Annotated in this window: 25 protein-coding genes and 1 other RNA gene; 17 read left to right on the top strand and 9 right to left on the bottom strand. The window is 72.4% G+C overall.

Annotation, left to right across the window (positions count from 1 at the left end):
* Positions 1-117: 117 nt before the first annotated feature.
* From E4P39_RS00930 to E4P39_RS00915, 4 genes are all read right to left on the bottom strand, one after another.
* Positions 118-867: an amino acid ABC transporter ATP-binding protein gene (locus E4P39_RS00930; protein ID WP_135134458.1), complete on the bottom strand. Its 750-nt coding sequence runs from the start codon at positions 865-867 to the stop codon at positions 118-120.
* Positions 864-1,709 (bottom strand): amino acid ABC transporter permease, encoded by an 846-nt coding sequence (locus E4P39_RS00925; RefSeq protein WP_135134457.1) that lies wholly within the window; start codon positions 1,707-1,709, stop codon positions 864-866. Before E4P39_RS00925 ends, E4P39_RS00930 begins: the two co-directional genes overlap by 4 nt.
* 23 nt (positions 1,710-1,732) lie before the next feature.
* Positions 1,733-2,599: a transporter substrate-binding domain-containing protein gene (locus tag E4P39_RS00920; protein ID WP_135134456.1), complete on the bottom strand. Its 867-nt coding sequence runs from the start codon at positions 2,597-2,599 to the stop codon at positions 1,733-1,735.
* 82 nt (positions 2,600-2,681) lie between these two features.
* Positions 2,682-3,437 carry a sulfite exporter TauE/SafE family protein gene (locus tag E4P39_RS00915; protein ID WP_135134455.1) on the bottom strand — a complete coding sequence of 252 codons (756 nt, stop codon included), beginning with the start codon at positions 3,435-3,437 and terminating at the stop codon, positions 2,682-2,684.
* 55 nt (positions 3,438-3,492) lie between these two features.
* Here E4P39_RS00915 and E4P39_RS00910 point away from each other — a divergent pair, with 55 nt between their 5' ends.
* Positions 3,493-4,197: an alpha/beta hydrolase gene (locus E4P39_RS00910; RefSeq protein WP_135134454.1), complete on the top strand. Its 705-nt coding sequence runs from the start codon at positions 3,493-3,495 to the stop codon at positions 4,195-4,197.
* A 22-nt stretch (positions 4,198-4,219) separates the two neighbouring features.
* Complete coding sequence (locus E4P39_RS00905; RefSeq protein ID WP_209306277.1) at positions 4,220-4,939, top strand: PIG-L deacetylase family protein; 720 nt, start codon at positions 4,220-4,222, stop codon at positions 4,937-4,939.
* 6 nt (positions 4,940-4,945) lie between these two features.
* Here E4P39_RS00905 and E4P39_RS00900 read toward each other — a convergent pair whose 3' ends face one another.
* Positions 4,946-5,158 (bottom strand): hypothetical protein, encoded by a 213-nt coding sequence (locus E4P39_RS00900; RefSeq protein WP_135134453.1) that lies wholly within the window; start codon positions 5,156-5,158, stop codon positions 4,946-4,948.
* Between the two features lie 209 nt (positions 5,159-5,367).
* Here E4P39_RS00900 and urtA point away from each other — a divergent pair, with 209 nt between their 5' ends.
* The 8 genes from urtA (at position 5,368) to E4P39_RS00860 (ending at position 13,081) form a co-directional block, all read left to right on the top strand.
* A complete protein-coding gene (urtA, locus tag E4P39_RS00895; RefSeq protein WP_135134452.1) occupies positions 5,368-6,645 on the top strand; it encodes an urea ABC transporter substrate-binding protein in 1,278 nt (425 codons plus the stop codon).
* A 14-nt stretch (positions 6,646-6,659) separates the two neighbouring features.
* Positions 6,660-7,544: an urea ABC transporter permease subunit UrtB gene (gene urtB / locus E4P39_RS00890; RefSeq protein WP_135134451.1), complete on the top strand. Its 885-nt coding sequence runs from the start codon at positions 6,660-6,662 to the stop codon at positions 7,542-7,544.
* Positions 7,541-8,668: an urea ABC transporter permease subunit UrtC gene (gene urtC / locus E4P39_RS00885; protein ID WP_135134450.1), complete on the top strand. Its 1,128-nt coding sequence runs from the start codon at positions 7,541-7,543 to the stop codon at positions 8,666-8,668. The genes urtB and urtC overlap by 4 nt, the downstream gene beginning before the upstream one ends.
* The gene (gene urtD, locus E4P39_RS00880; protein WP_135134449.1) at positions 8,668-9,417 is read left to right on the top strand and encodes an urea ABC transporter ATP-binding protein UrtD; all 750 of its coding nucleotides are present in this window, start codon (positions 8,668-8,670) and stop codon (positions 9,415-9,417) included. The genes urtC and urtD overlap by 1 nt, the downstream gene beginning before the upstream one ends.
* Positions 9,417-10,109 carry an urea ABC transporter ATP-binding subunit UrtE gene (gene urtE, locus E4P39_RS00875; protein ID WP_135134448.1) on the top strand — a complete coding sequence of 231 codons (693 nt, stop codon included), beginning with the start codon at positions 9,417-9,419 and terminating at the stop codon, positions 10,107-10,109. Before urtD ends, urtE begins: the two co-directional genes overlap by 1 nt.
* Positions 10,110-10,139: 30 nt before the next feature.
* Positions 10,140-10,552, top strand: an RNA gene (rnpB, locus tag E4P39_RS00870) — RNase P RNA component class A.
* A 253-nt stretch (positions 10,553-10,805) separates the two neighbouring features.
* Entirely contained in the window at positions 10,806-11,981 is a 1,176-nt protein-coding gene (locus tag E4P39_RS22070; RefSeq protein ID WP_167761503.1) for a hypothetical protein, read from the top strand.
* Positions 11,982-12,187: 206 nt separating this feature from the next.
* Entirely contained in the window at positions 12,188-13,081 is an 894-nt protein-coding gene (locus E4P39_RS00860) for a DUF4349 domain-containing protein (protein WP_167761502.1), read from the top strand.
* A gap of 11 nt (positions 13,082-13,092) precedes the next feature.
* On the opposite strand, the gene E4P39_RS00855 is transcribed toward E4P39_RS00860, so the two are convergent.
* Entirely contained in the window at positions 13,093-14,238 is a 1,146-nt protein-coding gene (locus E4P39_RS00855) for a DUF6596 domain-containing protein (protein WP_135134446.1), read from the bottom strand.
* A 6-nt stretch (positions 14,239-14,244) separates the two neighbouring features.
* Positions 14,245-14,652 (bottom strand): YciI family protein, encoded by a 408-nt coding sequence (locus E4P39_RS00850; protein WP_135134445.1) that lies wholly within the window; start codon positions 14,650-14,652, stop codon positions 14,245-14,247.
* A 384-nt stretch (positions 14,653-15,036) separates the two neighbouring features.
* Here E4P39_RS00850 and E4P39_RS00840 point away from each other — a divergent pair, with 384 nt between their 5' ends.
* Positions 15,037-15,630 (top strand): siderophore-interacting protein, encoded by a 594-nt coding sequence (locus E4P39_RS00840; RefSeq protein WP_135134444.1) that lies wholly within the window; start codon positions 15,037-15,039, stop codon positions 15,628-15,630.
* Position 15,631: 1 nt separating this feature from the next.
* Here the strand turns inward: E4P39_RS00840 and E4P39_RS00835 are convergent, their stop codons facing one another.
* Positions 15,632-16,228, bottom strand: coding sequence for an MSMEG_1061 family FMN-dependent PPOX-type flavoprotein (locus E4P39_RS00835; protein WP_135134443.1), 597 nt, complete (start codon positions 16,226-16,228; stop codon positions 15,632-15,634).
* A 133-nt stretch (positions 16,229-16,361) separates the two neighbouring features.
* Between E4P39_RS00835 and E4P39_RS00830 the strand changes: the two genes are divergently transcribed.
* Together E4P39_RS00830 and E4P39_RS00825 are read left to right on the top strand one after the other, a co-directional pair.
* Positions 16,362-17,954: a tyrosinase family protein gene (locus E4P39_RS00830; protein WP_135134442.1), complete on the top strand. Its 1,593-nt coding sequence runs from the start codon at positions 16,362-16,364 to the stop codon at positions 17,952-17,954.
* Entirely contained in the window at positions 17,951-18,664 is a 714-nt protein-coding gene (locus E4P39_RS00825) for a DUF2182 domain-containing protein (protein ID WP_135134441.1), read from the top strand. The genes E4P39_RS00830 and E4P39_RS00825 overlap by 4 nt, the downstream gene beginning before the upstream one ends.
* Here E4P39_RS00825 and E4P39_RS00820 read toward each other — a convergent pair.
* Positions 18,661-20,448 (bottom strand): hypothetical protein, encoded by a 1,788-nt coding sequence (locus E4P39_RS00820; protein ID WP_135134440.1) that lies wholly within the window; start codon positions 20,446-20,448, stop codon positions 18,661-18,663. The genes E4P39_RS00825 and E4P39_RS00820 overlap by 4 nt on opposite strands.
* 251 nt (positions 20,449-20,699) lie before the next feature.
* Here E4P39_RS00820 and E4P39_RS00815 point away from each other — a divergent pair, with 251 nt between their 5' ends.
* The 4 genes from E4P39_RS00815 to E4P39_RS00800 all read left to right on the top strand — a co-directional run bounded on the left by E4P39_RS00815 (position 20,700) and on the right by E4P39_RS00800 (position 25,481).
* Positions 20,700-23,438, top strand: coding sequence for a LuxR C-terminal-related transcriptional regulator (locus E4P39_RS00815; protein WP_135134439.1), 2,739 nt, complete (start codon positions 20,700-20,702; stop codon positions 23,436-23,438).
* 142 nt (positions 23,439-23,580) lie between these two features.
* Positions 23,581-23,850: a hypothetical protein gene (locus E4P39_RS00810; RefSeq protein ID WP_135134438.1), complete on the top strand. Its 270-nt coding sequence runs from the start codon at positions 23,581-23,583 to the stop codon at positions 23,848-23,850.
* A gap of 11 nt (positions 23,851-23,861) precedes the next feature.
* Positions 23,862-24,611: a DUF4386 domain-containing protein gene (locus E4P39_RS00805; RefSeq protein WP_245159533.1), complete on the top strand. Its 750-nt coding sequence runs from the start codon at positions 23,862-23,864 to the stop codon at positions 24,609-24,611.
* A gap of 96 nt (positions 24,612-24,707) precedes the next feature.
* Positions 24,708-25,481 (top strand): DUF4386 domain-containing protein, encoded by a 774-nt coding sequence (locus tag E4P39_RS00800; RefSeq protein ID WP_245159532.1) that lies wholly within the window; start codon positions 24,708-24,710, stop codon positions 25,479-25,481.
* Positions 25,482-25,588: the final 107 nt, after the last annotated feature.

Here is a 25,588-nt window from a genome sequence, read left to right as displayed (position 1 = left end):
CTCCCCCCATAGGGGGGTCCACCGCGCCGTGATCATCGGATGGTTGCCGCGCGCTGAGGCGTGTCCTGCCGTGTCGGCGGCAGCAACACGATGATCAACACGTCCGGGACGGCGGCCCTACAGCCGGCCGGCGTCGATGACCCGGGCGAGGAACTGCCGCGTCCGCGGCTGCACCGGGTCGCCGAGCACCTGGTCCGGCGGGCCCGATTCCAGCACCACGCCGTCGTGGAGGAAGGCGACGACGTCGGCGACCTGCCGGGCGAAACCCATCTCGTGGGTCGCCATGAGGATCGTCATGCCCTGCGCGGCCACCTCGCGGACGACGCCGAGGACCTCGCCGACGAGCTCGGGGTCCAGCGCGCTGGTGATCTCGTCGAGCAGCAGGACCCGGGGGCGCACCGCGAGCGCGCGGACGATGGCCACGCGCTGCTGCTGGCCGCCGGACAACCGGTCGGGGAACTCACCGGCCTTGTCGGCCAGCCCGATGCGATCGAGCAGGGCGTGCGCCTCCTCGCGGGCATCGGCCCTCGAACGGCCGTGGACGACGGTCGGCGCGAGGGTCACGTTGTCGAGCACCGACAGGTGCGGAAAGAGGTTGTAGGCCTGGAAGACGACGCCCATCCGCTGCCGCACGCGGTCGGCGTCCACCCGCGGGTCGGTGATGTCCTCGCCGTCGAGCAGCACCTGACCGTCGTCCACCGTCTCGAGCAGGCTCGCGCACCGCAGCAGCGTGGACTTCCCGGACCCGGAGCCGCCGATGAGCGCGACCACCCGGTGCTCGCCGATCGCGAGGTCCACGCCGCGCAGCACCCGGTTGGTGCCGAACACCTTGACCACGCCCCGCAGGTCGAGCACCGGACCGTTCACAGCAGACCGCCCGACTGCTGACGACGGCGGGCCCGCGCGCTCACGGCGTCCGCCACCCGCGCGCACGGCACGGCCAGCAGCACGAACAGCAGCCCCGCGACGACGTAGGGCGTGAAGTTGAAGGTCTGGCCCACCGCGATCTGCGCCGAACGGACGGCGTCGACCGCGCCGAGCACCGAGATCAGTCCGACGTCCTTCTGCAGCGCGACGAAGTCGTTGAGCAGCGCGGGGGTGACCGTGCGCAGTGCCTGCGGCAGCACGACGATCCGCATGCTCTGCCGGTGGGTGAGCCCCAGCGAGCGGGCAGCGGCGCGCTGGCTCGGGTGGACCGACTCGATGCCGGCGCGGAAGACCTCCGCGACGTAGGCGGAGTAGGTCAGGACGATCGCCACCGTGCCGAGGACGAACGGCGACGTCGGCACGCCCTCCAGGCGCAGCGCCGGCAGCCCGAAGCCGACGAGGTACAGCACGATGATCAGCGGGATCCCGCGGAAGAGGTCCACGTAGGCGGTGGCGACGATGCGCAGCGGGGTGAACGCCGGCCCCCGCACGGTGCGGACCACAGCCACCAGCAGGCCGACCACGAGCACGAGCAGCCCGCCGACGACCAGCACCTGCAGGTTCAGCCACAGCCCCGCCGCGATGTCGGGCAGCGACTCCGCCGCCACGGAGGGGGAGAAGAAGGTGGCCCTGACCCGGGGCCAGCCGGGCGCATGCGTGACGACCAGGTAGGCGACGAGGGCGAACACCAGAGTGGACACCAGCGCGACGAGGGTCGAGCGGCGGGCCCGGTGGCGGCGCCAGGCCCGGCGGGAGAGCTCGAGCTCGCTGGGCGGCGGCATCCCGTCGCCGGTCCGGGTGCGGGTCAGGACAGGACGGGCGCGTCGGCGACGTCGGAGAGCCACTCCTGCTCGAGGTCGCCCAGCGTGCCGTCCTCCCGCAGCGCGTCGACCGCCGCGGTGACGCACTCGGTGAGCGGGCTGTCCTTCTCCAGCAGCAGACCGAACTCGTCGCCGCCCTCTCCGGAGTCCTCGATCTGACCGACGATCACACCGTCGTCCAGCTCCGCGGCGGTGATGAAGAAGGCCGTGGGCAGATCGACCACGATGGCGTCCACCTGGCCGTTCTGCAGGGCGAGCTTGGCGTCGTCGTTGCTGTTGAAGACGACCGGGTCGGTGTCGGGGGCGATGGTCTCGGTGAGCACGTCCAGGCTCGTCGTCGCCACCTGGGCACCGATCCGCAGGGGCTTGAGGTCGGCCAGGCTCGCGGCGCCGTCGGCGGCGGATCCGGCCGTGGTGATCACGGCCTGGCTGACGGTGTAGTACGGCGAGGAGAAGTCGACGGCCTGGCGCCGCTCCTCGGTGATCGAGAACTGGTTGATGTCGAAGTCGAAGGGACGCTCGCCCGGCTGGATCGCGGCGTTGAAGGGCACCCGCGTCCAGGTGACCTGGTCCTCGCTGTAGCCGAGCTGCTCGGCGACGGCGTAGGCGACGGCGGACTCGAAGCCCTGGCCGTTCTCGGGGGTGTCGTCGACCATCCACGGCTCGTAGGCGGGCTGGTCGGTGGCGATGGTGAGCGTGTCGGGTTCGAGCGTGTCCAGGTCCGCGGGGGCGCAGCTGCCGGCGTCCGCGGTGGTGGGCGCGGCGCCCGGGTCCGACCCCTCCGGGGCGCAGCCGGTCGCCACGACCGCGGCCACGGTGAGGAGGAGGAGCGGGAGCGGGCGACGACGCATGGTCCTGCCTCGGTGCGGGAGGTCGGGATGACGGCCGAATCCTAGGGCGACCCGCTGCTCTTCCGGGCCGGTTGCTCCCGGCTCAGATGCGGAGGAACAGGTAGATCGAGACCGCGACGCCGAAGGCCACGATGAAGATCCGCAGCGGCCGGACCGGGATGCGGGTGGCGACCCGGGCGCCGAGGAAGCCGCCGATCAGGCTGGCCGGGGCGGCGACGGCGACCACCAGCCAGTCGATCGGTCCGAAGATCCCGAACACGACCAGGGTGACGCTGGCCGTGATGGCCGACAGCGCCGACTTGAGGGCGTTCGCCAGCTTCAGCCGGTGCAGGCCGACCCCGAGGACGCCGACCAGGATCACGCCGAGCGCGCCACCGAAGTATCCGCCGTAGACGGTGGCGAGGAACAGAGCGAGGTAGAGCCAGGCCGGGTCGGGACGGGCGCCGTCGGCCTCGTCCCGCTTCAGTCTCCTGGTCAGCAGCGGCTGGACGGCGAGCAGCAGGCTGGCCGCGAGCACCAGCACCGGGACGACGACGTCGAACGCCTCCGACGGCGTGGTCAGGAGCAGCACGCTGCCCGTCGTCCCACCGAGGACGGCGACGATCCCGAACCGGACGAGCCGGCCGCGCTGGCCGCCGTACTCGCCCCGGAAGCCCGCGATGCCGCCCAGGTAGCCGGGCCACTGCGCGACCGAGTTGGTGACGTTCGCGGCGACGGTGCCCAGCCCCAGGGCGACGAGGGTGGGGAAGAGGATCAGCGACCCGCCGCCGGCGATCGAGTTGATGAGCCCGGCGGCCATGGCCACCCCCGCGACGACGACCAGGTCGAGGGGGGACACGAGCGGCGAGCCTACGGTGACCGGATGCGTCGTTCGGGAAGGGCGGGGAGCTGAGATGGCCGACATCGTGCTGGTGCACGGCGCGTGGCACGGCTCGTGGTGCTGGCGGCGGGTGCTGCCGCTGCTGTGGCTGGCCGGGCACCGGGTCGTCCCGGTGACGCTCACCGGGCTGGGGGAGCGGGCGCACGAGCTCTCACCGGAGATCACGCTGGACACCCATGTCGAGGACGTGGTGACGGCGATGCGGGCCGAGGAGTGCTCTCGCGCCGTCCTGGTGGGGCACAGCTACGGCGGGCTGGTGATCACCGGCGCCGCCGACCGGCTGGGCGACGAGGTGGGCCGGCTGGTGTACGTCGACGGGGTCGTGCCCCTGCCCGGGGAGGCGTGGTCGACCCGCAATCCGCCCGAGGTCCAGGCCGCCCGGCGCGCGGCCGTCGCGCAGCACGGCTTCCTGCCGCCACCGGACCCGGCGGTCTTCGGGCTGACCGGCGCCGACGCCGAGTGGGTGGAGCGGCGTCAGACCCCGCAGCCGGGCGGTGTGTACGACGACCCGCTGTCCTTCGACGAGGCGCGCTGGGCGGACCGGCCCCGCACCTTCGTCGACTGCGTGGCACCGGCCCTGCCCACCATCGAGCCGTCCCGGCAGCTGGTGCGCAGCCGGCCGGGATGGGAGGTGGTCGAGCTGGAGACCGGCCACGACCCGATGATCAGCGAGCCGGCGGACCTCGCCGCCGTGCTGCTGACCATCGCCGAGCGGTGACCGGCAGGCCAGACTGCGCACCATGCCTGTGTCCCCCATGCCCGACGACTGGCAGCGCGCCCTCGTGGTCGCTGCGCACCCCGACGACATCGAGTACGGCATCGCGGCCGCCGTCGCCGCGTGGACCGCGGCCGGCAAGGAGGTCCACTACCTGCTGGCCACCCGCGGGGAGGCCGGGATGGCCGGTGTCGCCCCCGAGCTCGCCGGCCCGTTGCGGGAAGAGGAGGAGCGGCGGTCGGCGGCCGTCGTCGGCGTGACCGAGGTGGAGTTCCTCGACCACCGGGACGGCGTTCTCGTGGGTGGGCCCGAGCTCCGCCGTGACCTCGCGGCTGCCATCCGACGGCACCAGCCGCAGCTCGTCGTCACCGGGTACTTCGGCCCCACGTGGACCCCGCCGGGGGTGTCACCGGCCTACCTGAACTCCGCCGACCACCAGGCGCTCGGTCAGTCCGTGCTGGACGCCGTCGCGGATGCGGGCAACGAGTGGATCTTCCCCGACCTGGCGGAACCGCGGTGGTCGGGCGTGCAGTACATCGCCGTGCAGGACATGAACGACCCCCCGCACGAGGTCGACGTCACCGATCAGGTCGACAAGGCGGTCGCGTCGCTGGCGGAGCACCACCGGTACCTCGAGCTGCTGTCCGACGTCCCCGTCGAGGAACAGGCGAGGCAGGTCATCGACATGTCCACGATGACGGAGGACGGCCGGCGCCGGGTCGGCTTCCGGCTCTACTGGGGCTGAGCCGGACTAGAGGTCGCCGCGCCGCTTGGCCCAGGCGTAGAAGGCGAGCGCCATGACGACGGACGCCAGCAGCGGGAGCAGGACGAGGAGAACCAGTCCCGACTCCACGAGACCCATGCCGAAGACGTTGTCGAGCACCAGCACGACGACGACGAGCGCCACCGCCCCGGCCACGAGGGGCCAGAGGCGGGAAGACTCGCCGGTCGGTCGCTCCGTCATGGTCGGCACGGTACTGCGACGGCGAGCCCGCGACCAGGCGCCCGGGATGGATCCGGAACGGCGTCGTAGCGCTGCAGTCTCCGAACGAAACGCGGAGCGCCCGCTCGTAATCCGGCGGACACCGATGGAGATCAGGCACGGAACATCCGCTTCCTAGGTTCTGCCGCGACGGACGCGACGTCCGACCCGCGCACAGAACTAGGAGCACGATGCCCACGCTTCGACCCCCCACGTTCGCCCTCCCGCTCACCCTTGCGGCGCTGATGATCGGCACGAGTGCCTGTGGCAGCCGGGTCGGGGAGGAGACGGCAGCCTCGGGCGAGAGTGCCTCCTGCCTCGACACCTCCGGCGACACGGTGAAGATCGGCCTGCTCAACTCCATGTCCGGGACGATGTCGATCAGCGAGACGACGGTGCGCCGCTCGCTGGAACTCGCGGTGGAGGAGATCAACGCCGCCGGCGGGGTGCTCGACAAGCAACTCGAGGTGGTCACCGAGGACGGCGCGTCCGAGCCGACCGTCTTCGCCGAGCGGGCCACGAAGCTCATCCAGAGCGACTGCGTGGCGGCCGTGTTCGGCGGCTGGACCTCCAGCAGCCGCAAGGCGATGCTGCCGGTGTTCGAGGACAACGACGCGCTGCTGTTCTACCCGGTCCAGTACGAGGGCCTGGAGGCGTCGGACAACATCTTCTACACGGGCGCCACGACGAACCAGCAGATCATCCCGGCGCTGGACTTCCTCAAGGACGAGCTGGGGGCGAGGTCCCTCTTCCTGGTCGGCAGCGACTACGTCTTCCCGCGGACGGCGAACGCGATCATCAAGGCCTACGCCGAGGAGCACGGCATCGAGATCGTCGGCGAGGACTACGAGCCGCTCGGCTCCGTCGAGGGCATCCCGACGATCGTCAACCGCGTGCAGAGCTCCGGCGCGGACGCCGTCTTCAACACCCTGAACGGCGACTCCAACGTCAGCTTCTTCACCCAGTACGCCAACGTCGGCCTCGCCGCGGACACGATGCCGGTCCTGTCGGTCTCGATCGCCGAGGAGGAGGTGCCGGGGGTCGGGGTCGAGGAGCTGGCCGGCCAGTACACCGCCTGGAACTACTACCAGACGGTGGAGAGTGCGGAGAACGAGAAGTTCGTCGCGGCCTTCAAGGCCGCCTACGGGGACGACGCGGTGACGAGCGACCCTATGGAGGCGGCCTACACCTCGCTCTACCTCTGGAAGGGCATGGTCGAGGCGGCGGAGTCCTTCGCGGTCGGCGACGTCCAGGACGCGGCGGACGGCGTCAGCTTCGACGCACCCGAGGGCTCGGTCACGGTCAACGGCGACAACCACCACATCGCCAAGACGGCGCTCATCGGGCAGATCAACCCCGCCGGCCTGATCGACACGGTGTGGTCCTCCGGTGAGCCGATCGAGCCCGACCCCTGCCTGGAGGACTACGCCTGGGCGGAGAGCATCGAGAAGGACCAGACCTACTGCTGAGCGGGCAGCTCACGATGGACGCCGTCCTCGGTCAGCTCTACGCGGGCATCAGTCTCGGCTCGGTGCTGCTGCTCATCGCCCTGGGTCTGGTCCTGACCTTCGGGCAGATGGGTGTCATCAACATGGCCCATGGGGAATTCCTCATGGCCGGCGCCTACACGGCGTTCGTCGTGCAGCAGGTGTTCGACAGCGCGGGGCTGTCCCTGCTCATCGCCCTGCCGCTGTCGTTCCTGGTCGGTGGGCTGCTGGGGGTGCTGCTCGAGGTCACCCTCATCAGCCGGCTCTACTCCCGGCCGCTGGACACCCTGCTGGTCACGTGGGGGGTGTCGCTGGTCCTGCAGCAGCTGGCCCGCGATCTCTTCGGGGCGCCCGCCGTGGAGGTGCGGGCGCCCCGGTGGCTGCAGGGCAACGTCGAGGTGTTCGGCACGCCGTTCACCACGGGCCGGCTGTTCATCGTCGCGCTGGCCGTGACGTCGGTGGCCGTCCTGAGCGCCGTTCTGCGGTTCACGGCCCTGGGACGGCGGATCCGCGCGGTGGTGCAGAGCCGGGGCCTCGCGGAGACGTCGGGGATCGACAGCCGGCGCACCGACCGGATCTCCTTCTTCATCGGATCGGGCCTCGCCGGGATGGCCGGGGTGGCGCTCACCCTGATCGCCTCGACGCAGCCCTACATGGGCCAGACCTACATCGTGGACGCCTTCCTCGTCGTCGTCGCCGGTGGCGTGGGGCAGGTGCGCGGCGCCGTCCTGGCGGCCTTCGGGCTCGGCGTCCTCCAGGCGGTCTTCGCCTACTCGCAGTCGGTAAGCACGGCGAAGGTCCTGCTGCTGCTGGTCGTCATCGCGTTCCTGCAACTGCGGCCGCAGGGGCTCTTCAGCGTCCGGACGAGGAGCCTGGTGTGACGGCGAACTGGGGAAGGAGGGCAGGCGTCCTCGGCGCCTATGCCCTGGCTCTCGCGTTGCTCTTCGGCGCCGCGCCGCTGCTCCTCACCGATTTCCGGCTGCGGCTCCTCGCGCAGTTCCTGTGCCTGGCGATGGTCGCCGTCGGCATCGGCCTGGCATGGGGGAGCGGCGGCATGCTCACCCTGGGCCAGGGCCTGTTCTTCGGCCTCGGCGCGTACATCATGGCCATCCACCTGCAGCTCGCCGACGCAGGCCCGGGGGGACGGCCGGCGTTCATGGTCACCGGCAGCGGGGTGCCGTGGTGGTGGGAGCTGTTCCGCAGCCCGGTCACCGCCGTCCTCGGCATCGTCGCGGTGCCGGGACTGCTGGCCTTGCTCCTGGGCCTCGGGGTCTTCCGCCGGCGGGTCAAGGGCGCGTACTTCGCGATCCTCTCCCAGGCGTCCGCGGCGGCGTTCGCACTGCTGCTGATCAGCCAGCAGAACAGCATCGGCGGATCGAACGGCTTGAGCAGCTTCCGGTCGTTCTTCGGCTTCACCCTCGCCGACCCCGTCAACCGCCGGATGCTGTACTTCATCGCCGCCGGGGTCCTCGTCGGGATGGTCGCGACCGTCCACCAGCTGCGGCGCAGCAGGTACGGCGAACTGCTGACGGCAGTGCGAGACGGCGAGGAGCGGGTCCGCTTCCTGGGCTACGACCCGGCACTGATCAAGGTGGCCGCCTATGCGCTGGCCGCGGTCTTCGCCGCCGTCGGCGGGGCGCTGTTCGTGCCGATCGTCGGCATCATCTCGCCGAACAGCGTCGGCGTCGTCCCGTCGATCGGCTTCCTGATCGGCGTCGCGGTCGGCGGGCGGGCGACGCTGCTCGGGCCGGTCCTCGGGTCACTGGCGGTGTCGTACGCGGGGAGCACCCTCTCGGAGAACTTCGAGTCGGTCTGGATCTACCTGCAGGGCCTGCTGTTCGTGCTCGTCGTGGCGTTCCTCCCGGCCGGGGTGGGGTCCATGCCCGGTGTGCTGCGGCGATGGGGCGGACGGCGCGATCCTGCGCCCGTCCCCGCAGGTCCCGCGCTGGTCGACGACCCCGGTCCGGCGTCCGCCGTTCCCGCGGTGCACACCGGAGGTGCGTGATGCGACAGGACTACCTCGAGATCCGTGGCCTCCGGGTCGCGTTCGACGGCTTCGTGGCGGTCGACGGAGTCGACATGACCGTGCTGCAGGGCGACCTGCGGTTCCTGATCGGGCCCAACGGCGCGGGCAAGACGACGCTCGTGGATGCCATCACGGGGCTCACGCCCGCGACCGGCTCGGCGAAGTTCGACGGTGTGCAACTGCTGGGGAAGAAGGAGCACCAGATCGCGCGGGCCGGCGTCGGGCGCACCTTCCAGACGGCGAGCGTCTTCGAGCAGCTCACCGTGCTGCAGAACCTGGACATCGCCGCGGGAGCGACCCGCAGGCGCCTCGGTCTGCTGCGGGCGCGGCGAGCGGTGCCGCCGAGCGTCGAACTGGCCATGGAGACGACCGGTCTGACACGACTGCGCGACCGCCTGGCGGGGGAACTGGCCCACGGTCAGAAGCAGTGGCTGGAGATCGGCATGCTGCTCGTGCAGAACGCCACCGTGCTCCTGCTGGACGAGCCGGTGGCGGGCATGAGCGCGGATGAGCGGGAGCAGACCGGAGAGCTCCTGCGCCGGGTGCGTCGCGACCACGTCGTCGTGGTGGTGGAGCACGACATGGAGTTCCTGCGGGCCTACGCCGACTCGGTGACGGTGCTGGCCGCAGGCAAGAAGATCGCCGAGGGCACCTACGCCCAGGTGCAGGCCGACCCTCGGGTGCAGGAGATCTATCTGGGTCCGGGTCACACGGCGGAGGTGTCCTGATGCTGGAACTGTCCGGCGTCCGCATCGCCTACGGGCGGACGGAGGTCGTGCACGGGGTCGACGTCCGCGTGCCGGCGGACGGCGTCGCGGTCGTGCTGGGACACAACGGCGCCGGGAAGACGACCCTGCTGCGGGCGGCCGTCGGCCTGCTCCGACCGCGGTTCGGGCGGGTGCTGCTGGACGGGGAGGACGTCACGGCGCTGCGCCCGTACGAGCGGGTTCGGCGTGGGCTGGCGTACGTACCGCAGGGCCAGCAGGCCTTTCCGCAGCTCACCGCCTCGGAGAACCTCCAGCTGGTGGCGGACGGGCGGAAGGACGGCGAGGCGCGCACCGACGAGGCGCTCGACCTGTTCCCCGCGCTGCGCCCGCTCTTGGGGCGGCGGGCCGGGCTGCTGTCGGGAGGGCAACGGCAGCAGCTGGCGATCGCGCGGGCGCTGCTCACCGCGCCACGGATGCTGATCCTGGACGAGCCGACGGAGGGCATCCAGCCGAGCGTGGTGACCGAGATCCAGGAGGCCATCCTGTCGCTGACACGTCGCGGTGGGCTGTCGGTGCTGCTGGTCGAGCAGCACGTCGGCTTCGCGCTGACCGCCGCCAGCACCTACTACGTCATGGAGTCGGGGCGGGTCAGCGCGAGCGGGGACGGCGGACCGGCGTCCAGCGGGGCGGTGCGTGCGGCGATGGCGATCTGATTCCCGCAGGTAGGCTGGGCGCACGACGGACGAGTCGGCTGGGCGGTCGCGTCGGCGGGGAGACCCGTCGCCGAGGAACGTCCGGGCTCCACAGGGCAGGGTGGTCGTTAACAGCGACCCGGGGTGACCCGCGGGACAGTGCCACAGAGAACAGACCGCCAGGGTCCTGTCTTCGGGCAGGGCGCTGGTAAGGGTGAAACGGCGGTGTAAGAGACCACCGCACACCGGGTGACCGGTGTGGCTCGGTAAACCCCACCCGGAGCAAGGTCAAGAGGGACGGCGGTTCGCCGCCGTCCTGCGCAGGCGTTCGAGGGCGGCCCGCCCGATGCCTGCGGGTAGACCGCTCGAGCCTGCCGGCAACGGCAGGCCTAGATGGATGACCGCCCATCGGGAGGCCGCGAGGCGCCCGTGGACAGAACCCGGCGTACAGGCCGACTCGTCCGTCGTCCACCCCTGACCGGAGGCGCCGGTCGGCACCGGCGTACTCCCGGGACGCGGTCGGCCTCGTCGGCCCGAGAGCGGGCAGCCGGCCGCCGGTCGCTGCCTCGACCGTGACGGGGCGGCCGGAACCGCTGGTCAGGGACGGGTCCGACTGTCACGCTGAGTACGCGCCGCGAACCCGCAGTCCCATCTCCCCGTCGGATCACGGTTCGAAGACGAACCGGACAGGCGCTCGCCGACGGACAGGAGTGCGGGATGACACCGGAGGAGATCGCGTCGAGGGCGGCGCAGGTCGCACGGGACATCCAGGCCCGCGGCGACCAGCAGTGCCTGCAGTACGCGGGCGTCTCCTTCGCCTACGGCAGCGACGAGAGCGCCAGCGTCGAATGGATCTGTCGGTTCTTCGAGGGATATTTCTTACTCAGCAGTCCACGAGCCGTCGATGCCGCCGTCTACAGCACGGCTGATCGCGCCCTCTTCGCCGCGCTGCAGGAGCTGGTGCCCGAGCAGCCCGCGGTCGGGAAGCACGACTACGCGGAGATCCCGTTCATGGGCTCGGTGGCACTCGTCCGGAAGGTGGCCGGGAAGAGCCGACCGCGAGAGGACGTGTTCCTCCTCCTGTTCAGCGAAGACCGGACGATCGTCCTGGTGACGTCCGGCAACCTCGAGGTTCGGCGGGAGGAGGGCATGCAGACCCTGCGCGCGTTGAGCAAGTGGCTGCTGCTCGAGCAGGGCTGGATTCCCATGCACTCCGCGTGCGCGGCGAAGAACGGTCGGACCATCTGTGTCGCCGGACCCAAGGGTTCCGGCAAGACGAGCACCCTGCTGAACCTGCTCGCGCGGAACGGGTGCGACCTCCTCGCGGTCGACAAGTTCCTGATCCGCGACACGGGTGCACACCTGGAGGTCTGCGGGATCCCCGGCAAGATCGGCATCCGCGTGGGCACGGCGATCGTGCAACCGCAGGTGCTGGCGTGGCTCGCGGAAGCGGAGGCTCCGTTCTTCCCGAACATCGGCCTCGACGAGGTGCAGCAGATCGCGGCGACCAATACGCCGGAACAGCTCACGACCCGCGACGAGAAGCTGCACATGACCCCGGCAGAACTGGCCGGGTTGTTCCAGAGATCGATCACCCCCACGGCTCCACTGGACCTGCTCCTGATTCCCGTCTTCGATCTGTGCCTCGAGGACTCCCTACTCCGGCCCGCGGATCGCGAGGAGGTGACCGGGCTGCTGAGGGAGTCCTACGTGAGCCTCCTGAGCAAGGGGGAGGGCTTCCTGCAGCACTTCTTCGACCTCAGCGACGGCGTGCTCGAGCAGCGACTGGCCGCGCCGCTGCGCGACCGCCTACCCGGGGTGGCGGCCTACGAGGTGCACCAGAACCACCGCACGAACGAGCGGGCAGCGGAACTGATCGCGGGTCTCCTGTAGGGAACCGGCCGTCAGCGTTCCCGCCCCTCGGGAGGCGGCAGGGCGCCCGTGGACACCCCCCGGCGAACCGGCCGACTCGTCCGCCGCCGGCATCCGCGTCGCCCGGTCCGCGCCGCGCCGTCCCGCGTCACGATTGGGCATCGGCGCCGGCACGATTGAGCATCGGCGCTGGTCGGCAGCCGGATCACCGTCCTACCGTCCCGACCGTGAGGCGCTCCCTGGGCACGGCAGTCGCGGCCCTCGCCGTGACGCTGCTCGTCGGCTGCTCCGGCTCGGGCACGTCCAGCACGGACTCGGGTGGCGCGGAGGGTGGTGCCGGCGGGAGTGAGTCCGTCCCCGGGCCGGCCGCCCCAGCGGGTCCCGAGGGCGTGCCCGCCGGCGCGGTCGACACCGACCCCGACCGGCAGGTGGTCACGACCGCCGCCGCCTCCCTCGCCGTCGAGGACCCGGCCGCGAGTGCCCAGCGGGTGAGCGAGCTGGTGGAGTCCGCCGGCGGCCGGGTGGACGAGCGCACCGAGCAGGCGGCGTCGGGGGAGGGCGGGGTCGAGGGCGCCGTCGCCGACCTCGTGGTCCGTGTGCCGGCGGACGAGCTGACCGGCGTCCTGGCGGACCTGGAGGACCTCGGCGACGTCGAGAGCGTGTCGGTGTCCGGCTCCGACGTGACCGCGACGGCCGTCGACCTGGACGCGCGGATCTCGGCGCTGCAGAGCTCGGTGGCGCGGCTGCAGGCCCTGATGGACACCGCGGCCAGCACCGAGGCCCTGCTGGCGGCCGAGAAGGCCCTCTCCGAGCGGCAGGAGAAGCTGGAGTCGTTGCAGTCCCAGCGGGCGCTGCTGGCCGACCAGGTGGAGCTGTCGACGCTCCGCGTGCACCTGGAGCCGTTCGGTGTGGCGCCGGCCGGCGGGCCGGACGGCTTCTCCGACGGGCTCGGCACCGGATGGCGGGCGCTGGTCACTGCGCTGGGCGCGGTCGTCGTCGTCCTCGGCGTCCTCCTGCCGTGGGTGGCGGTCGCCCTGCTGGTGACCGCAGCTGTCCTGGTGCCGCTCCGCCTCGCGCGGCGGCGGGCCGTGGTCGAGGCGCCGGTGCCCCCGCAGGCCTAGGGCCGAGCCGCTCAGCTGCGCAGTTCCGCGTTGAGCCGTGCGGCCTGTCGTGTGAGGTGCTCGCGCTCGGGCAGGTTGGGCGCTGCTCGGGCGGCTTCGGCGTAGAGCCGTGCTGCGGTTCCCAGGTTCCCGTTCCGCTCGTGCAGGTACGCGGCGACGGCGGCGTGGCGGGGGAGCGAGGGGTCGAGTTCCGCGAGGGCGGCCAGGCCGGCCGGCGGGCCGTCGGCCTCGCCGACCGCGACGGCCCGGTTGAGGCGGGCCACCGGGCTCTCGGTGAGCCGCACGAGCTCGTCGTACCACTCGACGATCTGCACCCAGTCGGTCTCCTCGGCGCTCCGGGCGTCGGCGTGCAGCGCGGCGATGGCGGCCTGGGCCTGGAACTCGCCCAGGCGGTCGCGGGCGAGCGCTGCCTGGAGCACCTCGACGCCCTCGGCGATCAGGCGGGTGTCCCAACGGCCGCGGTCCTGCTCGGCGAGGGGCACGAGGCTGCCGTCGGGGCGGGTGCGTGCCGGGCGCCGCGCGTGGTGGAGCAGCATGAGTGCGAGCAGACCGGCCACCTCCGCGTGGTGGGTCCGGGCCGCCAGCAGGCGCGCGAGCCGGATGGCCTCGGCGGAGAGGTCGACGTCGCCGGAGTAGCCCTCGTTGAAGATCAGGTAGAGCACGCGGAGCACCGTGGCGACGTCGCCGGGCTGGTCGAACCGGACGCCCGAGACGGTCCGTTTGGCCCGGCTGATGCGCTGGGCCATGGTCGCCTCCGGCACGAGGTAGGCCTGCGCGATCTGGCGCGTGGTCAGGCCGCCGACCGCGCGCAGGGTGAGCGCGACGGCCGAGGCCGGGGTCAGGGACGGGTGCGCGCACAGGAAGTACAGCTGCAGCGTGTCGTCCACCTCCGCGCCCGGGCCCCGCGCCGGCTCCTCGTCGACGACGATCTCGCGCCGCCGCCGGGAGGTGTCGGCGCGGACGGCATCGAGGAACTTGCGCCATGCCACGGTGACGAGCCAGCCCTGCGGGTCCCGCGGCGGGTCGTCCGGCCACACCCGCAGGGCCTCGACCAGGGCCTCCTGCACGGCGTCCTCGGCCGCCGCGAAGCCGGCTCCGCGGCGGCCGAGGACCCCGATCACGGTGGGGGTGAGGGTCCGTAGCAGAGCCTCGTCCACCGCGCGTCACTCCGTGATGGTCGGCGGAGCGCCCAGGAACGGACGGACCTCGAGCCACTCGTGGATCGGCTTCCCACCGGCACCCGGAGCCGCGGACAGCTCACCGGCCAGCGCGAGTGCCCGCTCGTAGGTGTCGACGTCGATCACCATCCAGCCGGCGATCAGGTCCTTGGTCTCGGCGAACGGGCCGTCGGTGACCGGCGGCCGCCCCTCGCCGTCGTAGCGGACCCAGCCACCCCTCGGCGAGAGCGCCTGCTCGTCGACGAACTCGCCGGTGCCCTCGAGCCGCCTGGCGAAGTCGTTCATGTACTGCACGTGGGCCATGACCTCCTCCGGCGACCACTGGTCCATCGGCACGTCGTTGACCGCTGCCGGCGCGCCTCGGTAGTGCTTGAGCAGCAGGTACTTGGCCATGGCGTTCTCCTCGGTGTGGCACGGCCCATTGTGGCCGCGTGCACTGCAGGGACGGAGCCGCGCGCTGGTTCTCGACATCCCACCGCGACATCTTCCGGCGCGATCGCTCGCACTGTGACCTCTTCGTGATTGCCTCGCGGGCATAGGGCAGCCTAAGTTAGGCCAGCCTCACTTAAGAACCACCCGAAACCGGCACGTGTCTCGGCACCCTGCCCGGCGGCCGTCGGGACCCCGGCGGACGTGCTCACGGTGGCGAACGTGCAGGCGGTGTTCGGCCTGGACTGCCAGGTGATCCCCGACCCGACGTCGGGGAAGCGCTGATGCTGCCGATCAGCCGCCACCACATGACGCCACCCCGTCCCGATTACGTGGGCACGAGGAGCGATGCGTGACCACCCGCAGCAAGAGGCCCTCGGCCAGCACGTCCTCACCGTCGAGTCGACCGGGTGGGGCCGCACCTGGTCCGGGTGCACCTCGGCGGGGAGTCGCTCGGCTCGCTCCCGCACAACCGGTGCACCCATCACCGACCCCGGAGGCGGATACGCGCCCGACGCGGACGTCCCGTGGCACGTCTTCGCCGGCGACCTGTCCGCACTGCCCGCCATCGCCGCCGCGCTGGAGGCGCCGCCACGCACGGCCCGGGGGGTCGTGCTCCTGGAGATCGCCGACCCCGCGGACATCGTCATGACGATGGACACCCACGCCTCGGTCGAGGTCCGCTGGCTGGTCAACACCAATCCGGCCGACGTCGGCTTCCTCGCCCGGGCCGTCGACCCGGCCGGCTGGCCGGCCGAGGCCCGGGAGCCGGGCGGGGTGCAGGTCTTCGCCCGCGGCGAGCGCGAGTCGATCAAGGCTGTCCGCAGGGTGCTGCGGGACGTCCCGCGGGAGCGCCTCTCGATCTCCGGCTACTGGGCCCGCGGCCGCACCGAGGACGTCTTCCAGGCCGAGAAGCGGGAACCGGTCGGCCGCATCGAGTGAGTCAGAGCTCCAGGGCGAGGTCCGCGCGCAGGACGTCGTCGGGCGGGAGCGGCGCCGGCAGCTGACAGTGGTCGCGGAAGACCTGGCCGATCGGTGCGAAGTCGCCGCGTCCGGGCCACTGCTCCGGCTGCCACAGGCCCGAGCGCATGAGGGACTTGGCGCACTGGACGTAGGCCCGCTGCACCTGCAGGACGAGCACCGACCGCGGCGGCCTGCCGAACTCGGTGAGGTCCACCTCGACGTCCTCGGGGCCGACGACGGACGCCGTCCCGAATACCCGGAGCGTCTCCTCGATCCCGGGCACCAGGAACATGAGGGCGACCCGCGGGTTGACCACCACGTTCCGCAGGCTGTCGACGCGGTTGTTCCCCGGCCGGTCGGGCAGCGCCAGCCGGTGCTCGTCGAGGACCTTCACGAATCCCTGCTCGCCGCCACGGGGCGAGACGTCGGGGAAGCCGTCGGCGTCGGCGGTCGCGAGCGTGGCCCAGGGAGAGAGCTCGATGAACGCGCGGCAGTGGCGGTCTATCCGGTCGATCTCCTTGTCCCGGACCAGCTGGGACGGGAGGCGGTAGCCGGGCAGGGTGTCGGGCGTGCTCACGTCGCCGACGGTATCGGGCGGTCCGGACGAGGCTCCGTAGCGCGTCGTGCCGGCGGCCACGACGACGCGGACCTCTCCACGCGGAACCCCGCGGTGCCACCATCGGCGCCCTTCAGAGTCGAGGGGAGTTCTGATGGCCGACGCGACGCGACGGGGAGCCTGGCGGGACGGGGCGGACGACGGCTGGCACGAGGACCTGATCTGGTACGCCGCCGGTATCCACCGGATGCGCGGGCTCACGCCGGGCCTGGAGAACTTCTTCGAGGTCCTGGCGGACCTCCTCCGGCGTGGCGAGCTCCCGCAGCTGACCGCCCGGTTGGGCGCTACCGCCGCGCGGTGGTCCGACCCGATGAGCCTCGGCTACCAGTCCCAGGTGCACGGGACCTACGCCGAGAAGCGGACCTGGCCGCGGCACCAGGGGCGGCAGGCGCTGTGGAACGAGTGCGCGCACGAACACTGGTTCTTCCTGCCGTGGCACCGCGCGTACCTGCTCGAGTTCGAGGCGGTCGTCCGCGCGCACATCCGGCAGCTCGGTGGTCCGGCGGACGACTGGGGCCTGCCGTACTGGAACTACTCGGACTTCGAGGCCGATCCGGACCGCCTGGGTCTGCCGTTCCCGCTGCGCGATGCAGTCCTGCCGGACGACGTCGACGTGCCGGGCGTGGACGCCGGACCCGACGGCACCCGGCCCAACCCGCTGTTCGTGCCCGGCCGCCTCGGGGCGAGCCGCGGGGACGACTGGGCGCTGGCCAGTGACGCGCTGCAGCGGCCCCATTTCGCCAACCAGGAGGACCGCGCCGGGATCTCCTTCGGCGGCGGCGTGCTCGAGCGGCCTCATGACGCGGCCCTGTTCCACGACGCGGACGAGATCGGCGACCTGGACCGGCAGCCGCACGGTTCGGTGCACGGCCACGTCGGCGGCGCCATGTGGCTGTTCCAGACCGCCGGTCTGGACCCCGCCTTCTGGCTGCACCACTGCAACGTCGACCGGCTCTGGGAGACCTTCGCCCGCGATCTGGGGCACGGCTACCCGTTCGAGAACGGCGTGGGCACGGGGACGGCCGCGCACCGGTCCTGGCTGGGGCAGAAGTTCCGGTTCCTGCTCCCCGACGGGACGGTCCGGACGTGGACCGCGCCCGAGGTGCTCGACATCCGGTCGCTCGGTCTTCGCTACGACACCACGGCGCCGCCCCGCCTGCACGCGCCCCCGGCACCTCAGCCCGGCTCGGAGGAGGGCCCGATCGGACTGGACGAGATCCCGCCGCTGCCCGAGCCGATCGCGGAGGCCGGTGGCATCGCGCTGGCCGGCGAGCAGGACCTCGAGGTCACCGGCGGGGACCACGCCGACCGGGATGTCGGTCTCGACTCCTTCCGGCCCCAGGCCCGATGGATCCTCCGCTTCGCGGGGATCCGGGCGGCCGGCCCCGCCGTGACGTCCTACCGCGTGCACCTCGGACTGCCGGCCGGCGCGGACGCCGACGGGCAGGACGGCGACCACTACGCCGGGCTGCTCTCGCTGTTCGGCGTGCACGAGGCGAGCCGGGACGACGGCACCTCGAGCGGCTCGGGGCAGAGCCGCGCACTAGACGTCACCGCGCCGGTCCGCGCCCAGGCGGCGACCATCCGGCCGCTCGCGACCACCGTCCGGCTGACGCCGCTCGACCCCGACCGCGACCTGGCCGGCATGGGGCTGACCATCGAGCGCGTCACCCTGGAGTTCGTGTGACCGCCACGTCCCTGCCGAGGGGGAGCCTGCCGGCGCCGGCCGGGAGCGGGCGCCCGGAGGCGTGGTTGTGGGTCATCTCCGGCGTCGGCTGGGTGGCGCTCGCCGTGCTCCCGTTCGCCGGCGGCCACCACGGGACCGGCTCGTCCGTTCCGCACTCCGCCGGGTGGCCGGCCATGGTCGCCGTCATGGCTCCGCTCATCGCACCGAACGTGCGGTACGCGGCGGTGCGCAGCCCCGGCCGTGCCCGCCGGGCCGTCGCGGCCGGCGTCGTCGCCGGGTGGGCGCTGGTCTGGATCGGCGCGGCGGTCCTGCTGGGTCTCGGCGCGTGGTGGCTCGCCGGAGAGGTGGGGCCCGCGGCGGCGATCGGACTGGCGACCGTCGGAGCCGCCGCGTGGCAGTGGACCCCCCTCAAGCGGCGGAGCCTGGCGCGCTGCGACCGCAGGCTGGCCCCGCCGCTCGACCGCCGGCGGGCCCGGTGGGCGTCGGGCCGGTTCGGCGTCGTCCTCGGCAGGGACTGCGTGGTCAGCTGCGGACCGCTCATGGCGCTCATGGCGGCCGCCGGTCACTCCGTCGCGGTGGCCGCCGCCTGCGTCGCGGTCGCCTGGTACGAGCGGCGGCGTCGTCCGCACCACGACCCGGCGACTCTGGAGACCTCCCTGGGAATCGCCGCGATCGGCGCCGCCGCCCTCGTCGCGGCGGTGCTGCTCTAGGTGGGTGCCGCGCCGTGCAGCAGCGCGAACGGCTGCGCACCCGTTGCTCCCCACCGCTCGGTGCCGTGGCCGCCGTGCGTGGACAGGTACTGCAGTCGGCGGTTCTGGCGGTCGGCGTCCAGCAGCGGCTGACGCTGGTGCAGGCGGAACCGGCCGAACTGGTCGAAGACCAGCACCCCGCCGCCCCAGAGCTCGACGACCTCGTCCTTCGCCATCCCGGCCGGTGCCGTGATGCCGGGCGGCAGCTCGCCGGCCGTCGTCCGCAGCGTCTGCGTGTAGTCGGCGAGGATCTCGGTGACGACGAGCCCGTCCGGCCCGACCCGGGTGCTGCCGAGGACCCGCTCGACCCGGGTCGGGTACGCCACGTCGACCTCGAGCGTCTCCGCGTTGTTCCAGAGGAACGAGTAGACCTCCTCGGGTGAGGTCCGCAGCGCGGCCAGGTTCAGGTGCTCGTAGCGGATGCCGAGGGCGTGCGCGGGACCGGTGGGCGCGGGAGCGGCGACGCCGTCCTCGTCGAGGATGCGGTGCCTGGGCGGCCGGATGCCGAACCGGGCGAACGACTTCCTGAGAGCGGTGCGGTAGCCGTGGTCGTCCTCGGGCGCGAGGCGGGTGTCCGCGGTGAGGACGGCGTCGACGACGTCGGCGAACTCGAGGTCGACGGGCGGGAGGTAGTCCAGCGCGCGCAGCAGCATCCCCAGCAGGTGGCGGGCGGACTTCACGCCCTCCTCCGCCACACGGCCGGAGTCCAGCGCGCCGTCGTCGTCCACGGCGAGCGGCTCGAGCCGCCCGGCCCACATCGCCACGAGGGTGTGCAGGACCGCCGCGACGAGCACCTCGCTGCGGCGGTGCGGTTCGTCGAACTCCGCCTTCCGCTGCCAGGCCGTACCGGGTCTCAGCAGCCCGGACGCCCGCAGCCCGGGTGGGTCGTCGTCGCCGGCTGCGGGCCGGCGGTGGCTCCCGACCTGCTCGGCGAGCCGGGTGAGCGGCGTGTCCATCAGCGCCTGGGCGCGGGTTCCCGCTCGGTCCAGGTGCACGCGCCCGGCGACGGGCTCGAGCAGGCACTCCGCGACGCCGTCGAGGGTGAACACCGACAGCAGGGCCACCAGGTCGGCCAGGGCCTCGTGGAACGCGAGCTGGTCGGGCAGCCCGGGCTCGGCGTAGCGCGGCCGCAGCCCGTCGAGGACCGCGTGGGTGACCTCGTGCGCGATGACGTCGTAGGACAGCGCGGTGTACAGCACGGGCCGGGTGCCCAGCGGCGTCACCCAGCCGAAGAGCACGGCGCCGTCCCTGCGCGAGTAGTAGGCGTTGGCCTCCATCAGGGCCTGGGGGAGGAGGCGCAGCTGCGGGGCGCCCGAATGCCACGGGACCGGCCGGCCCAGATGCTGCTCGACCAGGGCCAGGGTGTGCGCGGCCACGGCGTAGACGTTCTGGCCGCGGAACCCGCGGTCGCGGCTGAGCTCGGCCGGGTCCACGCCCGACCAGCGGTCCCGGTAGACCCACGGGTCGCGGACGTGCAGGGCGACCGGCCGCGCGGACCTGTCGACGACGGCGAACCGGTGACCGCGCGGCCCGCCCTGCAGGCGCTCGGCCGGCACCGGGATCCGCGCCCGCACCGGCCCGTCGGCGCCGTGCACCAGCGGGTCCTGCGCCAGGACCGTCATCAGCACCGTCTCCTGGGTGAGCAGGTTGCGGCGCGGCCCCCGGCCGTTGCCCGCGGCCGCCGTCGGCGTTCCCGCCTCGACGATCTCCACCGCGTCCACCATGCGGTCGAATCGTGGGCTCATGCGCCACCCCAGGGCATACGTCGGGAGAGGAGAAAACGCTACTGCGGTACGGCGGCTCCCCGGTCGGGTCGCAGCGTGGGTTCCCGGTGACCCGGTGTCGTAAGTGGATGCCGGGGCTCTGGTCCTGGATGAGTGATGGTGGCGGCCGTCGACACCTGCTGACACGATGTCCGCCGGAAGCCCACCGTTGTGTCCCCGGCAACGAGTGCCGGCCGCGGCAGATGACCGCCGGCTGCGCAGGGGAGGTGATCATGGCGGGCCCTCTTCTGGAGACGAAGTTCCACATCCCGCGGCGGCGACGAGGGCTTGTCGCGCGGCCGAGACTGAGCGAGCGCCTCGACCTCGGCGAGGAGTCCGCGCTGACCCTCGTGTCGGCCCCGGCCGGGTTCGGGAAGTCGACGCTGCTGACCGACTGGCTGACCGGGTGGCAGGCGGCCGCGCCCGCCGGGGAACGGTCCGTGGCGTGGCTCTCGCTCGACCAGCGCGACAACGATCCCGCGTTGTTCTGGACCTACGTCGCCACTGCGCTCGACTCGGCGGTCGCCGGGGTCGGTGCGGGTGCGCTCACGCTGCTCCAGGCGTCGCAGCCGCCGGCCGAGACGGTCGTGGCCACCCTGCTCCACGATCTCGGCGCGGTCCCGACCGACGTCCTGCTGGTGCTCGACGACTTCCACGTCATCGAGTCGCGCGACGTGCGGGAGGGGGTGACGTTCCTGCTGGACCACCTGCCTCCGCGTACGCGCCTGGTTCTCGCCGGCCGCGCCGACCCGGCGTTGCCGCTGGCCCGGCTGCGCGGTCGCGGCGAGCTCGTCGAGATCCGCGCCGCCGATCTGCGCTTCACACCCGACGAGGCGGCCGCCTACCTCAACGAGGTCATGGGCCTGGAGCTGACGGCACGGGACGTCGCAGCGCTGGAGGAACGCACCGAAGGGTGGATCGCCGCCCTCCAGCTGGCCGCGCTGTCGATGCAGGGCCGGGACGACGCCGCCGGCTTCATCGCCGGCTTCGCGGGGGACGACCGCTACGTCGTCGACTACCTCGCCGAGGAGGTCCTGCAGCGGCAGCCCGAACGGGTCCGGAGCTTCCTGCTGCAGACCTCGTTCCTGAACCGGCTGACCGGCTCGCTGTGCGACGCCGTCACCGGGCAGGACGACGGACGGGCGATGCTGGAGGCGCTGGATCGAGGGAACCTGTTCCTCGTCCCGCTCGACGACCGCCGCCGGTGGTACCGCTACCACCACCTCTTCGCCGACGTCCTCCAGGCGCGCCTGCTCGACGAGCAGCCCGACGAGGTGCGCGACCTGCACCGGCGGGCCAGCGCCTGGTACGAGCAGGACGGCGAACGGGCCGAGGCGATCCACCACGCGCTGGCCGCGGAGGACTTCGAGCGGGCCGCGGACCTGGTCGAGCTCGCCCTTCCCGCGCTGCGCAAGGGCCGGCAGGAGGCGACGCTGCGTCGCTGGCTCGAGGCGCTGCCCGACGAGCTGTTCCACGTCCGCCCCGTGCTGACGGTCGGACATGTCAGCTCGCTCATGGTCAGCGGTGAGATCGAGGGCGTCGAGGAGCGGCTGCGGCAGGCCGAGCGGTGGCTGCACCCCACGACCGACCGGGCCGACGAGATGGTCGTCGTCGACGAGGAGGGGTTCCGCACGCTCCCGACCGCCATCGCGATGTACCGCGCCGGAACGGCCCTGGTTCGCGGCGACGTCGCCGGCACCATGACGCACGCACGGCGAGCGCTGGACCTCGCCGGTGAGGACGACCATCTCGCGCGCGGAGCGCCCGCCGCCCTCCTGGGACTCGCGTACTGGACGAGCGGGGACCTGGGCGCGTCGAGCCGGCTCTACGCCGACGCGATGTCGAGTCTGGAGCGGGCCGGGCACCACTCCGACGTGCTGGGCTGCGCGATCGCGCTGGCCGACATGCGCCTCGCGCAGGGCCGCCTCCGCGACGCCATGGGCCTCTTCGAGCGCGGACTGCAGCGTGCCGAACAGTCCCGACCCGTCCTCCGAGGAGCGGCGGACATGCACGTGGGCCTGAGCCAGCTGCTCTGGGAGCGCGACGATCTGGACGCCGCCCGGCGGCACCTGCAGGCGAGCAGCGAGTTGGGCGAGCACCTCGGCCTGCCGCAGAACCGCTACCGCTGGCGGGTCGCGATGGCCCGGGTCCGCGAGGCCGACGGCGACGTGGACGGAGCCCTCGACCTGCTCGACGAGGCGGAGCGCCTCTACGTGGGTGACTACTCGCCCGACGTGCGGCCGGTCGCCGCGGTGCGGGCACGGGCGTGGCTGCGGCAGGGCCGGTGGGGCGAGGCGCTCCGCTGGGCGCGGGAGCGAGGCCTGTCCTCCGACGACGAGCTCAGCTACCTGCGCGAGTTCGAGCACGTCACCCTCGCCCGGGCGCTCGTCGCCCGGTACGCGGCCGAACGGAGCGAGCGCTCGATCGAGGAGGCGACCGGCCTCCTGGAGCGGCTCATCCGGGCGGCAGAGGACGGCGCGCGCACGGGCAGCCGGATCGACGTCCTGGTCGTGCAGGCGAGGGCAGCCCAGGCCCGGGGCGACGTCCCGGCCGCCCTGTCGTCGCTCCGCCGCGCCCTGTCCCTGGCCGAGCCGGAGGGGTACGTCCGGACCTTCGTCGACGAGGGGCAGCCGATGGCCTCGCTGCTGAGAGCCCTGGCGAAGGACGGCAACGGCGGGGGTTACGTCCGTCGCCTGCTGGCCGCCTTCGACGGGACAGAGGTCAGCCGACCCGTCTCGGAGCGATTGGTCGACCCGTTGAGCGCCCGCGAGCTCGACGTCCTCCGGCTGCTCGGCACCGACCTGGACGGACCGGACATCGCCCGCGAGCTCGTCGTGTCCCTGAACACCGTCCGTACGCACACGAAGAACATCTACGCGAAGCTCGGCGTGAGCAGCCGCCGGGCAGCGGTCCGCCGGGCCGAGGAACTCGGCCTGATGTCGCGCCCGCGCGCCCGCCAACCTCTGCGCTGACCCGCCCGGGTCCCGGCGCGTTTCCAGCAGAAGATCACCACGTCGCTCACCACACGTGGTGATCCGCGCTCATCACTTCCCCTCCTAGCTTTCAGGCGAGCCAGACGGAACGCCGCCTGAAAGCCAAGGCAAGAGGTGCCCGATGAGCAACGGATCGACCGACGGTGCCGGGCGGTACGAGATCCGCGTCAAGGGCCATCTCGACGCCCGATGGGCCGCCTGGTTCGACGGAATGAGCCTGACCCGTGAGAGCGACGGCACCACGAACGTGCATGGCCCGGTCGTCGACCAGGCCGCGCTGCACGGCCTCCTGCAGAAACTGCGCGACACCGGCCTGCCGCTGATGTCGGTCACCCAGGTCGAAGCCGACCAGCCCGCCGACCGCCCGATCGATCCTCGACAACTCTTCTGAAGGAGACCGTCATGACGAACACCGGCCGAACCCCGACGCGAACCCGGATGGACCCGCTGCGGAGGGCCGCATTCCTCGGCGGCGCGCTGTACCTGATCACCTTCGCGGCGTCGATCCCCGCTCGGTTCCTCTTCCTGGACCCCGTCCTGAGCGACCCGGACTACATCGCCGGCTCGGGCGCGGACACGCAGGTCCTGATCGGCGGCCTCCTCGACATGGTGAACGCCCTCGCCTGCATCGGTACGGCGGTCGTGCTCTTCACCGTGCTCAAGCGGCAGAACGAGACGCTGGCCCTCGGCTTCGTCACCTCGCGCCTGCTCGAGGCGGCGATCGTCTCCGTCGGCGTCGTGAGCCTCTTCGCGGTCGTGACCCTGCGCCAGGACCTGCCCGGCGCGGATGAGGCCTCGCTGGTCACCGTCGGCGCGGCGCTGGTCGCGGTCTACGAGGGGACGTTCCTGTTCGGGCCCAACGTCATGGCGGCCGTGAACGCGCTGCTGCTGGGCACCCTGATGTACCGCTCCGGCCTCGTGCCGCGGGCAATCCCGCTGGTGGGACTCGTCGGCGGCCCCCTGCTGCTGGCATCCGTGATCGGGGTCATCTTCGGGACGCACGACCTGGCTGACGGCATCCACATGCTCGCGGGCGCCCCGATCTTCGTCTGGGAGCTGTCGCTCGGCGTCTACCTGGTCGTCAAGGGTTTCAAGCCCTCGCCCATCACCGCCTCCTCGACCGCACGGGACGCCCAACCGTCCCGTGCGTGAGACGCCCACGTGCTCGCGGGTCGGCCTGTCGTGGGCCGACCGCGCGGGCGATCGGACCCACACCACTGATCGATCGATGCACCGAAGGAGACCGTCATGACGACCACCGACAGCACCCCGGCGTCGGGCAGAGCCCCGATGGACCCGCTGCGCAGGACCGCGTTCATCGCCGGCGTGATGTACCTGATCACGTTCGCGGGGTCGATCCCCGCTCGGTTCTACTTCCTGGACCCCGTCCTGAACGACCCCGGGTACATCGTCGGCTCGGGCGCGGATACGCGCGTTCTCGTCGGCGGCCTCCTCGACATCGTCACCGCCCTCGCCGGCATCGCCAGCGCGGTCGTGCTGTTCCGGGTGGTCAAGCGGCACAACGAGACCCTCGCGCTCGGCCTCGTCACCTCGCGCCTGCTCGAGGCGGCGATCATGGCCGTCGGCGTGGTGAGCCTCTTCGCGGTCGTGACCCTGCGCCAGGATCTGTCGGGCGTGGCCGGAGCTGAGGAGGCGGCACTGACCACCGTCGGGGCGGCGCTGGTCGCGGCCTACGAGTGGACGTTCCTGCTCGGCCCCGGCGTCATGGCGGTCGTGAACGCGCTGCTGCTGGGCACCCTGATGTACCGGTCCGGCCTGGTGCCCCGTGTCATCCCGCTCATGGGCCTCATCGGAGCGCCGCTGCTCCTCACCTCCAACGTCGCGACGATGCTCGGCGTCAACGACGCCACCACCGTGTGGTCGCTGGTCGGGGTCGCTCCCATCTTCTTCTGGGAGCTGTCGCTCGGCATCTGGCTGACCGTCATGGGCTTCCGCCCTTCACACATCACCGCCGGCATGACGGCCTCCGTCGACAGGGACGCCGAACCGTCCCGCATGTGACCAACGCAAGGCCCCGCCCGGTCGCCCCGCATCGCGGGGCGACCGGGCTTTCACCATCGGGCCGCCCGCACGACGGGTGACCGGTGTGACTCGGTAGACCGCGCCGT

The sequence above is a fragment of the Blastococcus sp. CT_GayMR19 genome (genome assembly GCF_004570385.1).
GTDB lineage: Bacteria > Actinomycetota > Actinomycetes > Mycobacteriales > Geodermatophilaceae > Blastococcus_B.
Note: the sequence above shows the minus strand (reverse complement) of the source record. Positions and strands in the feature narration are given on the sequence as shown.

Excerpts from the sequence above, each read along its gene's own strand:
- E4P39_RS00925 (WP_135134457.1), bottom strand. The coding sequence starts at position 1,709 with ATGCCGCCGCCCAGCGAGCTCGAGCTCTCCCGCCGGGCCTGGCGCCGC.
- E4P39_RS00920 (WP_135134456.1), bottom strand. The coding sequence starts at position 2,599 with ATGCGTCGTCGCCCGCTCCCGCTCCTCCTCCTCACCGTGGCCGCGGTC.
- E4P39_RS00910 (WP_135134454.1), top strand. The coding sequence starts at position 3,493 with ATGGCCGACATCGTGCTGGTGCACGGCGCGTGGCACGGCTCGTGGTGC.
- E4P39_RS00905 (WP_209306277.1), top strand. The coding sequence starts at position 4,220 with ATGCCTGTGTCCCCCATGCCCGACGACTGGCAGCGCGCCCTCGTGGTC.
- E4P39_RS00900 (WP_135134453.1), bottom strand. The coding sequence starts at position 5,158 with ATGACGGAGCGACCGACCGGCGAGTCTTCCCGCCTCTGGCCCCTCGTG.
- urtA (WP_135134452.1), top strand. The coding sequence starts at position 5,368 with ATGCCCACGCTTCGACCCCCCACGTTCGCCCTCCCGCTCACCCTTGCG.
- urtB (WP_135134451.1), top strand. The coding sequence starts at position 6,660 with ATGGACGCCGTCCTCGGTCAGCTCTACGCGGGCATCAGTCTCGGCTCG.
- urtD (WP_135134449.1), top strand. The coding sequence starts at position 8,668 with ATGCGACAGGACTACCTCGAGATCCGTGGCCTCCGGGTCGCGTTCGAC.
- urtE (WP_135134448.1), top strand. The coding sequence starts at position 9,417 with ATGCTGGAACTGTCCGGCGTCCGCATCGCCTACGGGCGGACGGAGGTC.
- E4P39_RS22070 (WP_167761503.1), top strand. The coding sequence starts at position 10,806 with ATGACACCGGAGGAGATCGCGTCGAGGGCGGCGCAGGTCGCACGGGAC.
- E4P39_RS00850 (WP_135134445.1), bottom strand. The coding sequence starts at position 14,652 with ATGGCCAAGTACCTGCTGCTCAAGCACTACCGAGGCGCGCCGGCAGCG.
- E4P39_RS00840 (WP_135134444.1), top strand. The coding sequence starts at position 15,037 with ATGCGTGACCACCCGCAGCAAGAGGCCCTCGGCCAGCACGTCCTCACC.
- E4P39_RS00830 (WP_135134442.1), top strand. The coding sequence starts at position 16,362 with ATGGCCGACGCGACGCGACGGGGAGCCTGGCGGGACGGGGCGGACGAC.
- E4P39_RS00820 (WP_135134440.1), bottom strand. The coding sequence starts at position 20,448 with ATGAGCCCACGATTCGACCGCATGGTGGACGCGGTGGAGATCGTCGAG.
- E4P39_RS00815 (WP_135134439.1), top strand. The coding sequence starts at position 20,700 with ATGGCGGGCCCTCTTCTGGAGACGAAGTTCCACATCCCGCGGCGGCGA.
- E4P39_RS00810 (WP_135134438.1), top strand. The coding sequence starts at position 23,581 with ATGAGCAACGGATCGACCGACGGTGCCGGGCGGTACGAGATCCGCGTC.
- E4P39_RS00805 (WP_245159533.1), top strand. The coding sequence starts at position 23,862 with ATGACGAACACCGGCCGAACCCCGACGCGAACCCGGATGGACCCGCTG.
- E4P39_RS00800 (WP_245159532.1), top strand. The coding sequence starts at position 24,708 with ATGACGACCACCGACAGCACCCCGGCGTCGGGCAGAGCCCCGATGGAC.